At 67.0% G+C, this 12273-nt stretch carries 22 protein-coding genes; all 22 read right to left on the bottom strand.

Annotation, left to right across the window (positions count from 1 at the left end; translation table 11 throughout):
• Nucleotides 1–105: 105 nt before the first annotated feature.
• The 22 genes from rplO to AB0C76_RS09645 all read right to left on the bottom strand — a co-directional run bounded on the left by rplO (nucleotide 106) and on the right by AB0C76_RS09645 (nucleotide 12121).
• Nucleotides 106–561, bottom strand: coding sequence for a 50S ribosomal protein L15 (gene rplO, locus AB0C76_RS09750; protein ID WP_359962456.1), 456 nt, complete (start codon nucleotides 559–561; stop codon nucleotides 106–108).
• Nucleotides 561–743, bottom strand: coding sequence for a 50S ribosomal protein L30 (rpmD, locus tag AB0C76_RS09745; protein ID WP_030055835.1), 183 nt, complete (start codon nucleotides 741–743; stop codon nucleotides 561–563). The genes rplO and rpmD overlap by 1 nt, the downstream gene beginning before the upstream one ends.
• Nucleotides 743–1363, bottom strand: a complete 621-nt coding sequence (gene rpsE / locus AB0C76_RS09740; protein WP_359962274.1) for a 30S ribosomal protein S5 — start codon at nucleotides 1361–1363, stop codon at nucleotides 743–745. The genes rpmD and rpsE overlap by 1 nt, the downstream gene beginning before the upstream one ends.
• A gap of 48 nt (nucleotides 1364–1411) precedes the next feature.
• Nucleotides 1412–1795, bottom strand: coding sequence for a 50S ribosomal protein L18 (gene rplR / locus AB0C76_RS09735; protein ID WP_030280785.1), 384 nt, complete (start codon nucleotides 1793–1795; stop codon nucleotides 1412–1414).
• Between the two features lie 3 nt (nucleotides 1796–1798).
• Nucleotides 1799–2338 carry a 50S ribosomal protein L6 gene (gene rplF, locus AB0C76_RS09730; protein WP_359962271.1) on the bottom strand — a complete coding sequence of 180 codons (540 nt, stop codon included), beginning with the start codon at nucleotides 2336–2338 and terminating at the stop codon, nucleotides 1799–1801.
• Nucleotides 2339–2360: 22 nt separating this feature from the next.
• Nucleotides 2361–2768 carry a 30S ribosomal protein S8 gene (gene rpsH / locus AB0C76_RS09725; protein WP_207810340.1) on the bottom strand — a complete coding sequence of 136 codons (408 nt, stop codon included), beginning with the start codon at nucleotides 2766–2768 and terminating at the stop codon, nucleotides 2361–2363.
• A gap of 291 nt (nucleotides 2769–3059) precedes the next feature.
• Nucleotides 3060–3245 (bottom strand): type Z 30S ribosomal protein S14, encoded by a 186-nt coding sequence (locus AB0C76_RS09720; protein ID WP_030055830.1) that lies wholly within the window; start codon nucleotides 3243–3245, stop codon nucleotides 3060–3062.
• Between the two features lie 4 nt (nucleotides 3246–3249).
• Nucleotides 3250–3819, bottom strand: coding sequence for a 50S ribosomal protein L5 (gene rplE, locus AB0C76_RS09715; RefSeq protein WP_030280779.1), 570 nt, complete (start codon nucleotides 3817–3819; stop codon nucleotides 3250–3252).
• Complete coding sequence (gene rplX, locus AB0C76_RS09710) at nucleotides 3819–4130, bottom strand: 50S ribosomal protein L24 (RefSeq protein ID WP_270151185.1); 312 nt, start codon at nucleotides 4128–4130, stop codon at nucleotides 3819–3821. The genes rplE and rplX overlap by 1 nt, the downstream gene beginning before the upstream one ends.
• Before the next feature lie 15 nt (nucleotides 4131–4145).
• On the bottom strand, nucleotides 4146–4517 hold the full coding sequence (rplN, locus tag AB0C76_RS09705) for a 50S ribosomal protein L14 (RefSeq protein ID WP_030232481.1): 372 nt from the start codon (nucleotides 4515–4517) through the stop codon (nucleotides 4146–4148).
• A 103-nt stretch (nucleotides 4518–4620) separates the two neighbouring features.
• Nucleotides 4621–4893 (bottom strand): 30S ribosomal protein S17, encoded by a 273-nt coding sequence (rpsQ, locus tag AB0C76_RS09700; protein WP_110670527.1) that lies wholly within the window; start codon nucleotides 4891–4893, stop codon nucleotides 4621–4623.
• Complete coding sequence (gene rpmC, locus AB0C76_RS09695; protein ID WP_030232478.1) at nucleotides 4893–5117, bottom strand: 50S ribosomal protein L29; 225 nt, start codon at nucleotides 5115–5117, stop codon at nucleotides 4893–4895. The genes rpsQ and rpmC overlap by 1 nt, the downstream gene beginning before the upstream one ends.
• On the bottom strand, nucleotides 5117–5536 hold the full coding sequence (gene rplP / locus AB0C76_RS09690) for a 50S ribosomal protein L16 (protein WP_030232476.1): 420 nt from the start codon (nucleotides 5534–5536) through the stop codon (nucleotides 5117–5119). The genes rpmC and rplP overlap by 1 nt, the downstream gene beginning before the upstream one ends.
• Nucleotides 5537–5541: 5 nt before the next feature.
• The gene (rpsC, locus tag AB0C76_RS09685) at nucleotides 5542–6366 is read right to left on the bottom strand and encodes a 30S ribosomal protein S3 (RefSeq protein ID WP_359962268.1); all 825 of its coding nucleotides are present in this window, start codon (nucleotides 6364–6366) and stop codon (nucleotides 5542–5544) included.
• Nucleotides 6366–6713: a 50S ribosomal protein L22 gene (rplV, locus tag AB0C76_RS09680; RefSeq protein ID WP_030280773.1), complete on the bottom strand. Its 348-nt coding sequence runs from the start codon at nucleotides 6711–6713 to the stop codon at nucleotides 6366–6368. Before rplV ends, rpsC begins: the two co-directional genes overlap by 1 nt.
• A 58-nt stretch (nucleotides 6714–6771) precedes the next feature.
• Nucleotides 6772–7053, bottom strand: a complete 282-nt coding sequence (gene rpsS, locus AB0C76_RS09675; RefSeq protein ID WP_030280772.1) for a 30S ribosomal protein S19 — start codon at nucleotides 7051–7053, stop codon at nucleotides 6772–6774.
• A gap of 11 nt (nucleotides 7054–7064) precedes the next feature.
• The gene (gene rplB, locus AB0C76_RS09670; protein WP_359962265.1) at nucleotides 7065–7901 is read right to left on the bottom strand and encodes a 50S ribosomal protein L2; all 837 of its coding nucleotides are present in this window, start codon (nucleotides 7899–7901) and stop codon (nucleotides 7065–7067) included.
• A gap of 46 nt (nucleotides 7902–7947) precedes the next feature.
• Nucleotides 7948–8265 (bottom strand): 50S ribosomal protein L23, encoded by a 318-nt coding sequence (rplW, locus tag AB0C76_RS09665; protein WP_030280768.1) that lies wholly within the window; start codon nucleotides 8263–8265, stop codon nucleotides 7948–7950.
• Nucleotides 8265–8942 (bottom strand): 50S ribosomal protein L4, encoded by a 678-nt coding sequence (gene rplD / locus AB0C76_RS09660; RefSeq protein ID WP_350573998.1) that lies wholly within the window; start codon nucleotides 8940–8942, stop codon nucleotides 8265–8267. The genes rplW and rplD overlap by 1 nt, the downstream gene beginning before the upstream one ends.
• A 4-nt stretch (nucleotides 8943–8946) precedes the next feature.
• On the bottom strand, nucleotides 8947–9594 hold the full coding sequence (rplC, locus tag AB0C76_RS09655) for a 50S ribosomal protein L3 (RefSeq protein WP_329927665.1): 648 nt from the start codon (nucleotides 9592–9594) through the stop codon (nucleotides 8947–8949).
• Between the two features lie 14 nt (nucleotides 9595–9608).
• Nucleotides 9609–9917, bottom strand: a complete 309-nt coding sequence (rpsJ, locus tag AB0C76_RS09650; RefSeq protein ID WP_012785157.1) for a 30S ribosomal protein S10 — start codon at nucleotides 9915–9917, stop codon at nucleotides 9609–9611.
• 392 nt (nucleotides 9918–10309) lie between these two features.
• Nucleotides 10310–12121 carry a hypothetical protein gene (locus AB0C76_RS09645; RefSeq protein ID WP_359962261.1) on the bottom strand — a complete coding sequence of 604 codons (1812 nt, stop codon included), beginning with the start codon at nucleotides 12119–12121 and terminating at the stop codon, nucleotides 10310–10312.
• Nucleotides 12122–12273: the final 152 nt, after the last annotated feature.

Below are 12273 nucleotides of genomic sequence, written 5' to 3'. Positions count from 1 at the left end.
TGCCTGGAATTGAGCTCCAATTACTCTTTGGATGCTTATGCCGGAAAAGCGCGAACCCCGCACCTCCTGGAGGAAGTGCGGGGTTCGGAGCTGTGGTCAGCGGGCTCAGACGAGCTCGGTGACCGTACCGCCGGCGGCGGTGATCTTCGCGGCGGCGGAGCCGGAGACGGCGTCGACCGTCACCTGCAGCGCGACCGAGATCTCGCCGGTGCCGAGCACCTTGACGAGCGAGTTCTTGCGAACCGCGCCCTTGGCGACCAGGTCCTCGACCGTGACCTCGCCACCCTGCGGGTAGAGCTCGGCCAGCTTGTCGAGGTTGACGACCTGGAACGTGATCTTGAACGGGTTCTTGAAGCCCTTCAGCTTCGGCAGGCGCATGTGGAGGGGCATCTGGCCACCCTCGAAGCGCTGCGGAACCTGGTAGCGGGCCTTGGTGCCCTTGGTACCACGACCAGCGGTCTTACCCTTGGAGCCCTCACCACGACCCACACGGATCTTGTCGGTCTTGGCACCCGGGGCGGGACGCAGGTTGTGGATCTTGATCGGGTTGTCGCCCATGATCAGTCCACCTCCTCAACCGTCACCAGGTGACGGACCGTGTGGGCCATCCCGCGGATCTCGGGACGGTCCTCCTTCACCACGACGTCGTGCATGCGCTTGAGACCGAGCGAACGCAGGGTGTCACGGTGATTCTGCTTGCTGCCGATGTACGACTTGGTCTGCGTGATCTTCAGGCGAGCCATCAGGCGCTCACCCCAGCAGCACGCGCCCGCAGCAGAGCGGCGGGGGCCACGTCCTCCAGCGGCAGGCCACGACGGGCGGCGATCTCCTCGGGGCGCACGAGGCCCTTCAGAGCAGCCACGGTGGCGTGCACGATGTTGATCGCGTTGTCCGAGCCGAGCGACTTCGACAGGATGTCGTGGATGCCGGCGCACTCCAGGACGGCGCGCACCGGACCACCGGCGATAACACCGGTACCGGGGGCGGCGGGCTTCAGGAGCACGACGCCGGCGGCCTTCTCACCCTGGATGGGGTGCGGGATGGTGCCCTGGATACGGGGAACCTTGAAGAAGTTCTTCTTGGCCTCCTCAACGCCCTTGGCGATGGCGGCCGGAACCTCCTTCGCCTTCCCGTAACCAACACCCACGGTGCCATCGCCATCGCCCACCACGACGAGCGCGGTGAAGCTGAAGCGACGACCACCCTTGACAACCTTGGCGACACGGTTGATCGCGACGACGCGCTCGACGTAAGCGGTCTTCTCGACGGCGGGGGCGTTGCCCCGCTCGTCACGCTTACGGTCGCGCCGCTCGCCACCGGTGCCGCCGCCGGCGCCGCTACCGCGGCGCTGGGGTCCAGCCATTGGAATTACCTCTCTCGATTACGTCCGCCGACAGAGTCGACGAGCGGCTTAGAAGTCGAGCCCGGCCTCACGGGCCGCGTCCGCCAGGGCGGCGATGCGGCCGGCGTACCGGTTGCCCGCGCGGTCGAAGACGACCGACTCGATGCCGGCGGCCTTGGCGCGCTCGGCGACCAGGCTCCCGACCTTCTTGGCCAGCTCGGTCTTGTCGCCCTCGGCGCCCTTGATGGACACGTCGAGGGTGGACGCCGACGCCAGGGTGTGGCCCTTGGCGTCGTCGATGACCTGGGCGACCATGTGACGGTTCGAGCGCGTCACGACGAGACGCGGACGCACCTCGGTGCCGACGACGCGCTTGCGAACGCGGATCGCGCGGCGCTTGCGAGCGGCGCTCTTGTAGGCGTTGCCCTTGCCGATCTTGACAGAGACACTCATCGCTTACTTACCACTCTTTCCGACCTTGCGGCGGATGACCTCGCCCGCGTACTTGACGCCCTTGGCCTTGTACGGGTCGGGCTTGCGCAGCTTGCGGATGTTGGCGGCGATCTCGCCGACCTTCTGCTTGTCGATGCCGTCCACGTGGAACTTGGTGGGCGACTCGACGACGAAGGAGATGCCCTCCGGCGCGGTGACCAGGATCGGGTGGCTGTAGCCCAGCGCGAACTCCATGTCGGAGCCCTTCGCCGTGACTCGGTAACCAACACCGCTGATCTCCAGCGACTTGCGGTAGCCCGCGGTCACGCCGGTGATCATGTTCGCCACCAGCGTGCGGGTCAGGCCGTGCAGGGCCTTCGAGCGACGCTCGTCGTTCGGGCGGGTGACCAGCACGGTGCCGTCCTCGCCCTTGCCGATCTCGATCGGCTCAGCGACAACGTGGGTGAGGGAGCCCTTGGGGCCCTTCACCGCGACCGTCTGGCCATCGATGGTGACGTCCACGCCAGCGGGGACCTGGATGGGCAGCCGTCCAATGCGCGACATTGCTGTACCTCCGTTTCCCGAATTACCAGACGTAGGCGAGAACTTCTCCGCCTACGCCCTTCTTGGCGGCCTGCTTGTCGGTCAGGAGGCCGGACGACGTGGAGATGATCGCCACGCCGAGGCCACCGAGCACCTTGGGCAGGTTGGTGGACTTTGCGTAAACACGCAGACCCGGCTTGCTGATGCGCTTGATGCCGGCGATGGAGCGCTCACGGTTGGGGCCGAACTTGAGCTCGATGGTCAGCTTCTTGCCGACCTCGCCCTCAGCGGGCTCCTCAACCTTGTAGGAGGAGATGTACCCCTCCTGCTGCAGGATCTCGGCGACGTGCGCCTTGATCTTGCTCGACGGCATCGCGACAGAGTCGTGGTACGCCGAGTTCGCGTTACGCAGACGCGTGAGCATGTCTGCGATGGGGTCGGTCATGGTCATGATGGCCTCAGGCCTCTCTCGCCGTGGTTTCTCCGCACCAGGTCCCCCCGCCGCACTCGGATCGAGTGCGGTGGGGGCACAAGCGCAGGGGACCTACGACGTAGTAAGACTGGGTGCGAGCCCTTCCAAAGAAGGGCCACGGGCATCCATGGGGAAGCCGCGGCAGGGGGCCCGACCCCACAACCTTACGGGAATCCGTACGGGAGCCCAAAACGGGCCGATGTGGGGTCGGGCACCTCTGCGTCGCTAGCGGTACCTAAAGCTGCTGGCTGCCTTCTGGAAGAAGGAGGACTACCAGGAGCTCTTGGTCACGCCCGGCAGCTCGCCGCGGTGCGCCATCTCACGGAGGCAGACACGGCACAGGCCGAACTTGCGGTACACCGAGTGCGGACGGCCGCAGCGCTGGCACCGGGTGTAGGCCCGGACGCCGAACTTCGGCTTGCGCTCGGACTTCGCGATGAGGGACTTCTTCGCCATTGGCTCACGCCTCCTTGAACGGGAAGCCCAGAGCGCGCAGGAGCGCCCGGCCCTCGTCGTCGGTCTGAGCGGTGGTCACGACGGTGATGTCCATACCGCGCTGACGGTCGACCTTGTCCTGGTCGATCTCGTGGAACATAACCTGCTCGGTCAGACCGAACGTGTAGTTGCCACGGCCGTCGAACTGCTTCGGGGAGAGGCCACGGAAGTCACGGATACGCGGCAGGGCCAGCGACACCAGACGGTCCAGGAACTCCCACATGCGGTCACCACGGAGGGTGACGTGGGTGCCGATCGGCTGGCCCTCGCGCAGCTTGAACTGCGCGATGGACTTACGAGCCTTGGTCACGGCCGGCTTCTGACCGGTGATCGCGGTCAGGTCGCGGATCGCGCCCTCGATCAGCTTGCTGTCACGGGCGGCCTCGCCGACACCCATGTTGACCACGACCTTGACCAGGCCGGGGATCAGCATGACGTTCTCGTACGAGAACTGCTCCTGCAGCTGGCCCTTGATCTCGGAGTTGTAACGCTCCTTGAGGCGGGGGGCCACCTTCTCAACAGTCGTCTCAGACATCAGATGTCCTCACCGGTCCGCTTGGCAACGCGGATCTTGTTGCCCTGGTCGTCGAAGCGGTAACCGACGCGGGTGACGACCTTCTTGCCGTCCTTCTCCACGACCAGCTGGACGTTGGAGACGTGCACCGGGGCCTCGACGGTCACGATGCCACCCTGGGTACCCGGACCCGGCTTGGTGTGCTTCTTGACCCGGTTGACACCCTCGACCAGGACCTTGTTCTCGGCCGGCAGGGCCTGGATGACCTTGCCCTGCTTGCCCTTGTCCTTGCCGGTGATGACCTGGACCAGGTCACCCTTCTTGATCTTCATGCTGTTCGCCATGGGTTAGAGCACCTCCGGCGCCAGCGAGATGATCTTCATGAACTTCTTGTCGCGCAGCTCGCGGCCCACCGGGCCGAAGATGCGGGTGCCACGGGGGTCACCCTCGGTGTTCTTCAGCACGACAGCGGCGTTCTCGTCGAAACGGATGTACGAGCCATCCGGACGACGACGCTCCTTGACGGTGCGGACGACGACGCACTTGACGACGTCACCCTTCTTCACCGAGCCACCGGGGATCGCGTCCTTGACGGTCGCGACGATGACGTCCCCGATGCCGGCGTAGCGGCGACCGGAGCCACCGAGAACACGGATGCAAAGGATCTCCTTGGCACCAGTGTTGTCGGCAACACGCAGTCGCGACTCCTGCTGGATCACAGCTTTCTCCTGATCGTCAACGAGAGTCGACGGGCCGGCCGCTGCTCACACCGGCGGCCCCTGGGGGACCCGGTGCACATACGGCCGTACCTCATCGGCTTCGTTACTTGGCCTTCTCGAGGATCTCGACGACGCGCCAGCGCTTGGTGGCGGACAGCGGGCGGGTCTCCGCGAGGAGGACCCGGTCGCCGATGCCACACGCGTTCTGCTCGTCGTGCGCCTTCAGCTTGTTCGTACGGCGGATGACCTTGCCGTACAGAGCGTGCTTGACGCGGTCCTCGACGGCGACGACGACGGTCTTGTCCATCTTGTCGCTGACGACGAGACCCTCACGGGTCTTGCGGAAACCGCGCGTCTCGTTGGTGTTCTCAGTCATCAGGCGTTCTCCACCGTCTCGATGCCCAGCTCGCGCTCGCGCATCAGGGTGTAGATCCGCGCGATGTCCTTACGGACGAGCTTGAGCCGTCCGTGGTTGTCGAGCTGCCCGGTCGCCGCCTGGAAGCGGAGGTTGAACAGCTCCTCCTTGGCCTCGCGCAGCTTGGCAACGAGACCCTCGTTGTCCAGCGAGCGAAGCTCAGCAGCCTTGGTAGCGGCCGACATCAGCTCTCACCGTCCTCGCGCCGGACGATCCGGCACTTCATCGGCAGCTTGTGCGCGGCGCGGGTGAGCGCCTCGCGAGCAACCTTCTCGTTCGGGTACGACAGCTCGAACATGACCCGACCCGGGTGCACGTTCGCGATCCACCACTCCGGCGAACCCTTACCGGAACCCATGCGGGTCTCGGCCGGCTTCTTGGTGAGCGGGCGGTCCGGGTAGATGTTGATCCAGACCTTGCCGCCACGACGGATGTGACGGGTGATCGCGATACGAGCGGACTCGATCTGACGGTTCGTCACGTAGGCCGGGGTCACGGCCTGGATGCCGAACTGGCCGAACGCCAGCTCGGTGCCACCCTTGGCAGCGCCACGGCGCTTCGGGTGGTGCTGCTTGCGGTGCTTGACCCGACGGGGGATCAGCATTTGGGTCAGGCCTCCGTTCCGGTGTTCTCAGCAGCCGGAGTCTCGACGGCCGCGGCCGCGGGGGCCTCGGCAGCGGCGGGACGACGGCCACGGCCACCGCGCTCGCCACCACGGCGCTCGCCACCGCGGGCGGGACGACCACCCTCGGGGCGGGCCGGGCGGTTGCCCGAGCGAGCAGCGGCGTTCTCAGCGCGGACCTCGGCGATGTTCTTGACGTCGCCCTTGTAGATCCAGACCTTCACGCCGATGCGGCCGAAGGTGGTCTTGGCCTCGAAGAAGCCGTAGTCGACGTTCGCACGCAGGGTGTGCAGCGGCACGCGACCCTCGCGGTAGAACTCCGAACGGCTCATCTCGGCGCCGCCGAGACGACCGGAGCACTGGACCTTGATGCCCTTGGCGCCGGACTTCATGGTGCCCTGCATCGACTTGCGCATGGCACGGCGGAAGGAGACGCGGGAGGACAGCTGCTCCGCGACGCCCTGAGCCACGAGCTGGGCGTCCAGCTCGGGGTTCTTGACCTCGAGGATGTTCAGCTGGACCTGCTTGCCGGTCAGCTTCTCGAGGTCGCCGCGGATGCGGTCGGCCTCGGTGCCACGGCGACCGATGACGATGCCGGGGCGGGCGGTGTGGATGTCGACGCGGACGCGGTCGCGGGTGCGCTCGATCTCGACCTTGGAGATGCCGGCGCGCTCCATGCCCTTCGTCATCATGCGACGAATGGCGACGTCTTCCTTGACGTAGTCCTTGTACAGCTTGTCGGCGTACCAGCGGGACTTGAAGTCCGTGCTGATGCCGAGGCGGAACCCGTGCGGGTTAACCTTCTGGCCCATTACCGGGTCCCTTCCTTGCTGCTGACGACCACGGTGATGTGGCTGGTCCGCTTGCGGATCCGGTAGGCGCGGCCCTGGGCACGCGGGCGGAACCGCTTCAGGGTCGGGCCCTCGTCAACGTACGCCTCGGAGATGTAGAGGTCGTCCACGTTGGAGTGGTTGTAGTTGTGCGCGGCGTTGGCAATGGCGCTGTCGAGCACCTTGCCGACCGGCACGGTGGCGGCCTGCGGAGCGAAACGCAGGACGGCCTGGGCCTCCGTGGCATTCATGCCACGGATGAGGTCCACCACGCGGCGGGCCTTCATGGGCGTCACGCGGATGTACCGCGCCTGTGCCCTGGCTTCCATGGTTGTCCCCTTAATGGAGTAAGTCATTGAGTCGTTCTGGCGCTTGAAGCTCAGGCGCTTAGCGACGCTTCGACTTCCGGTCTTCCTTCACGTGGCCACGGAAGGTGCGGGTCGGAGCGAACTCGCCGAGCTTGTGGCCGACCATCGACTCGGTGACGAACACCGGGACGTGCTTGCGGCCATCGTGGACCGCGATCGTGTGACCGAGCATGCTCGGGGAGATCACGGAACGACGGGACCAGGTCTTGATGACGTTCTGAGTACCCGCCTCGTTCTGAGCGTCCACCTTCTTGATGAGGTGGCCGTCGATGAAGGGGCCCTTCTTAAGACTGCGCGGCATCTGACCTGCTCCTAGCGCTTCTTGTTGGTCTTGCGGCGGCGCACGATGAGCTTGTCCGACGCCTTGTTCGGGCGACGGGTGCGGCCCTCGGGCTTACCCCACGGCGAGACCGGGTGGCGACCACCGGAGGTCTTACCCTCACCACCACCGTGCGGGTGGTCGATCGGGTTCATGGCGACACCACGCACGGTCGGGCGGACGCCCTTCCAGCGCATGCGGCCGGCCTTGCCCCAGTTGATGTTCGACTGCTCGGCGTTGCCGACCTCGCCGACGGTGGCGCGGCAGCGGGCGTCGACCAGACGGATCTCACCGGAGGGCATGCGCAGGTGCGCCATCTTGCCCTCACGCGCCAGCAGCTGGATGCCGGAACCCGCGGAGCGGGCCAGCTTGGCACCGCCGCCGGGACGCAGCTCCACCGCGTGGATGGTGGTACCGACCGGGATGTTGCGCAGCGGCAGGTTGTTGCCGGGCTTGATGTCGGCGCCGGGGCCGTTCTCAATCCGGTCGCCCTGCGTGATGCCGCGCGGCGCGATGATGTAGCGCTTCTCGCCGTCCGCGTAGTGCAGGAGCGCGATGCGCGCGGTGCGGTTCGGGTCGTACTCGATGTGCGCGACCTTGGCCGGCACGCCGTCCTTGTCGTGACGACGGAAGTCGATCACGCGGTAGGCGCGCTTGTGACCGCCACCCTGGTGGCGAGCGGTGACACGACCGGCGTTGTTACGGCCGCCCTTGCTGTGCAGGGGGCGAACCAGCGACTTCTCCGGCGTGGACCGCGTGATTTCTACGAAGTCGGCCACGCTGGAGCCACGACGGCCCGGCGTAGTCGGCTTGTACTTGCGGATGCCCATTTGGCTCTCTCGTCCTCGTCCTAATCGACGATCACGATCTCCCTATTCAGGAGACCGGACCACCGAAGATGTCGATGCGGTTGCCCTCGGCCAGCGTCACGATGGCGCGCTTGGTGTCCTTGCGCTTGCCAAAGCCCGTCTTGGACCGCTTGCGCTTGCCCTGACGGTTGATCGTGTTGACAGCCTCGACCTTGACCGAGAAGACCGCCTCGACGGCCTGCTTGATCTGGGTCTTGTTGGCGCCCGGCGACACGATGAACGTGTACTTGTTCTCGTCGAGAAGGCTGTAGCTCTTCTCGGAGATGACCGGCTTCACCAGGACGTCACGGGGGTCCGTGAACGTCTTGCTCGTAACGTCGCTCATCAGGCGGCGCTCCCTTCGAGCTCGCCCTCAGCGGCAACGGCCTTGGCGGACGCGGCCGGACCGGCCACGAAACGCTCGAAGGCGGCCTGGGTGAAGACCACATCGTCGGAGACGAGCACGTCGTAGGTGTTCAGCTGACCGGCGTCCAGGATGTGCACGTTCGGCAGGTTGCGAGCGGACTTGAGGCCCAGCTCGTCCGCACGCTCGACGACCAGGAGGACGTTCTTGCGGTCGGTGATCTTGCCGAACAGGCTCTTGGCGGCCTTGGTCGACGGCGCCTCGGTCGCGGTCACGTCGGTGATGACGTGGATGCGGTTGTGGCGGGCCCGGTCGGTGAGCGCACCGCGCAGGGCGGCGGCGATCATCTTCTTCGGGGTCCGCTGCGAGTAGTCGCGCGGCACGGGACCGTGCACGACGCCACCGCCGGCGAACTGCGGCGCACGGGTCGAGCCCTGACGGGCGCGGCCGGTGCCCTTCTGGCGGTACGGCTTCTTGCCGCCACCGCGGACCTCGCCACGAGTCTTGGTCTTGTGGGTGCCCTGACGGGCCGCAGCGAGCTGCGCCACGACGACCTGGTGCATCAGCGGAACGCTGACCTTCGCGTCGAAGATCTCGGCCGGCAGCTCGATGCTGCCGGTCTTGTCGCCAGCCGGCGACAGGATGTCAATGGTGCTCATTTCCTCACAGCCCCTTCGCCGCGGTGCGGACGAGGACGAGGCCGCCGTTCGGGCCCGGGACGGCGCCCTTGATGAGCAGCAGACCCTTCTCCGCGTCGACCGCGTGCACGGTCAGGTTCTGGGTCGTGACACGCTCGTGGCCCATCCGACCAGCCATGCGCAGGCCCTTGAACACGCGGCCCGGGGTGGCGCAGCCACCGATGGAACCGGGCGAGCGGTGCTTGCGCTGGGTGCCGTGACCGGCGCCGAGACCACGGAAGTTGTGGCGCTTCATGACACCGGCGAAGCCCTTGCCCTTGGAGGTGCCGGTCACGTCGACCTTGACACCCGCCTCGAACAGCTCGGCGGTGATCTCCTGGCCCAGGGTGTACTCGGAGGCGTCCGAGGTACGGAGCTCGACCAGGTGACGGCGCGGGGTGACACCGGCCTTGGCGAAGTGGCCCGCGAGGGGCTTGTTCACCTTGCGGGGGTCGATCTCGCCGAAGCCGATCTGGACGGCGTCGTAGCCGGCCGGGCTGTCGGCGGTGTGGACCTGGGTCACGACATTGGGCCCAGCCTTGACGACGGTCACCGGAACGATCCGGTTGTTCTCGTCCCAGACCTGGGTCATGCCGAGCTTCTCGCCCAGGATGCCCTTAATCTGCTTAGCCATCTTCGGTGCGCCTCTCAGAGCTTGATCTCGATGTCGACGCCCGCCGGCAGGTCGAGACGCATGAGCGAGTCAACCGTCTTCGGCGTGGGGTCGAGGATGTCGATCAGACGCTTGTGAGTACGCATCTCGAAGTGCTCGCGCGAGTCCTTGTACTTGTGCGGCGAGCGGATGACGCAGTACACGTTCTTCTCAGTGGGCAGCGGCACCGGGCCTGCGACCTGCGCACCAGTACGGATCACCGTCTCGACGATCTTCTTCGCCGAGGAGTCGATGACCTCGTGGTCGTAGGCCTTGAGCCGGATGCGGATCTTCTGTCCCGCCATGGCTACTCAGTAGTCCTTTGTCCTTAGTTGCTGCACGACTCCCCCTCCGACCCCCGCGCTCGGGCGTGTCGCACTCGCGCTTGCAAAAAACCGGCGAAGAACTCGTCGGTTTCGAACTTTCGGGGTTGGGGCAGCCGGGTCGAGGCCCCGCACACGCTTCCCGGAAGATTCCCGTACTTTCGCCCCGCAGCTGCCGTGGCGTAGAACTCACGCTTGACGGCCATCACGGGAACGACGAGTACATGGGACTCGCTTCCAGTCCTCCCGGCGGGAGGCGCGCAGCATCGGCACTCAACCGAGCAACTTGGACATACTGCCACATGGAGCAGCCCGGATGCCAATCGGGGCCGGTGAGGTGTACCTCACCGGCCCCGATCGTCACCCGTTGGGGGTCAGTCCTTCGGCGGGCGGCCGCACACGACGTCGTACTCCTTCGAGGTCGCGTTGGCGCAGTAGAGCTTCTTCTGGTCCGGCCCGAAGGTGTACTCGGACAGGTTCATGTTGATCGGGTTGCAGGCCTGCTTCCCGTTGTACGGCGAGTACTTGGGGCACTTCCCGTTGTCCAGCTGCTGCAGGTGGGCACGCAGCGCGTCCAGGCCCATGTCCTCGACGCCCGGGTTGGTGGACGGCATGAAGCGGTTGGCCGACCACGAGCCGCCCATGGTGGCGAACAGGGCGATCGCACAGATCAGGCCGGCGGCCAGCTGGGACAGCACGCGCGGCGAGATCCGGGCGGCCCGGGTCGGGGCGACCTCCTGCAGCGTGCCGCGGATCCAGCCGAAGCCGCGCTCGTACGTGAGCATCACGCCGAGGACGGCCAGGATGATCAGGCAGTAGAAGATGATCCAGGTGGTGCGCGGGTACAGCTGGACGGCCTGGGTGTGCTCCATGTGGGAGGCGAACCAGAAGCGCAGCAGCCAGGCGCCGGCGAGCACGAAGCCCGCGGTGCGGACCACGACGTTGCGCAGGCCGAGGCCCACGCCGATGCCCACGCCCAGGAGCAGCAGGACGCCGAAACCGGTCTGGCCGGCCAGCTCACCCGACGCCGGGTAGTCGTGGTAGGTCAGGTCTCCTGCGCGGTCGGACGCCCAGCCCATGACGTACGCCGGGTCGATGTAGGTGTTGATGTACGCGTAGCGGTCCATCGTCGTGGCGCCCAGGCGGACCAGCTGGTACAGCAGCGGCGCGCCGATCACGGCGGCGGTGACCAGCAGGGTGCCGAGGAACACGACCGCGCGCTTGATCGCGACCCGGCCCCGGCGCCACGGGAACAGCATCAGGCCGAGGATGAACGACCCCGGCGCGGCCCACAGGTACCAGCCCGAGTACCAGAGGAACATCACGCCGAACGCGACACCGAAGCCGAGGCCGCGCAGCACCGCAGCACGGGTCGAGAGCTCGTCGGCGCGGCGGATCTCGCGGAAGCAGGCCGCCAGCAGCGGCAGCAGCACCAGCATGGAGCCGTGGCTGTACGGGCGGATCGGGTCGAGGAAGACGATCGAGGTCGGCACGGCGACGGCCATCGCCCAGAACGGGCGCAGCAGCATCCGCCACGAGAGGTAGGCCATCGGCCCGACCAGCGCGCTGAGGATCAGCTGCAGGTCCTTGAGAGCGTGGCCGACGCCGGCGACGCCGTTGTGGAAGAGCTTGGCCCAGACCGCGAGCAGGGCGGGGAACAGCGGGGGGTAGACCCCCGGCAGGCCCTTGCCGCGCATCATGTCGTTGGCCATGCCCATGAGGTTGCCGGGGTCGCCCTCCTGGCCGCCCAGGCCCCACGGGGTGCCGTGCAGCGCGACCACGATGCCGCCGGCGACGACACCGGTGCCGAGGCCCGCGACGGCCGCACACGCCAGGCGCTGCGCGACCTGGTAGTAGCGCAGCGTGCCGCGGTAGGCGAGGAACAGCAGCACCGCGAGGACGGGGATGCCGAGCAGCGCCGCGTACTGCTGGATCTTGGCGAGGCCGCTGACCTGGCCGATCCGGGTGACGGGATTGACGCTGATGTGGGTGCACAGCAGCATGAACCCGAGGGCGACGACGACACTGACCACGCCCTCCCCCAGCGGGAGGAACCAGCGCTTCTCCGTCCAGCGCTCGAAGCGGCCGCCCGCCCGGGCCGTCGTCGTTCCGCCGGACGATGTGCCTCTGGCGCCGCCGGGCGTGCTGGAGGGGGCGCCGACGACGTCCGGTGCCAAATCCGTCATGTCAATTCGCTTCCGTGAAGCGGCACTCTGCCGCAGGTCGGGCCGGCTCGCCGGGCGGGCGGGGTCGGCGGGCGCCGGCCGGCGCACCCCGGTCGCCACGGAACGTTCCCGGAAAGCCGACGGGACGTCCACGCCCGACACGCTAGCAAGCC

The organism is Kitasatospora sp. NPDC048722 (genome assembly GCF_040650235.1).
In the GTDB taxonomy this organism is placed as follows: domain Bacteria; phylum Actinomycetota; class Actinomycetes; order Streptomycetales; family Streptomycetaceae; genus Kitasatospora.
The sequence above is the reverse complement of the archived record's forward strand: the minus strand, read 5'-3'. Positions and strand labels throughout refer to the sequence as shown.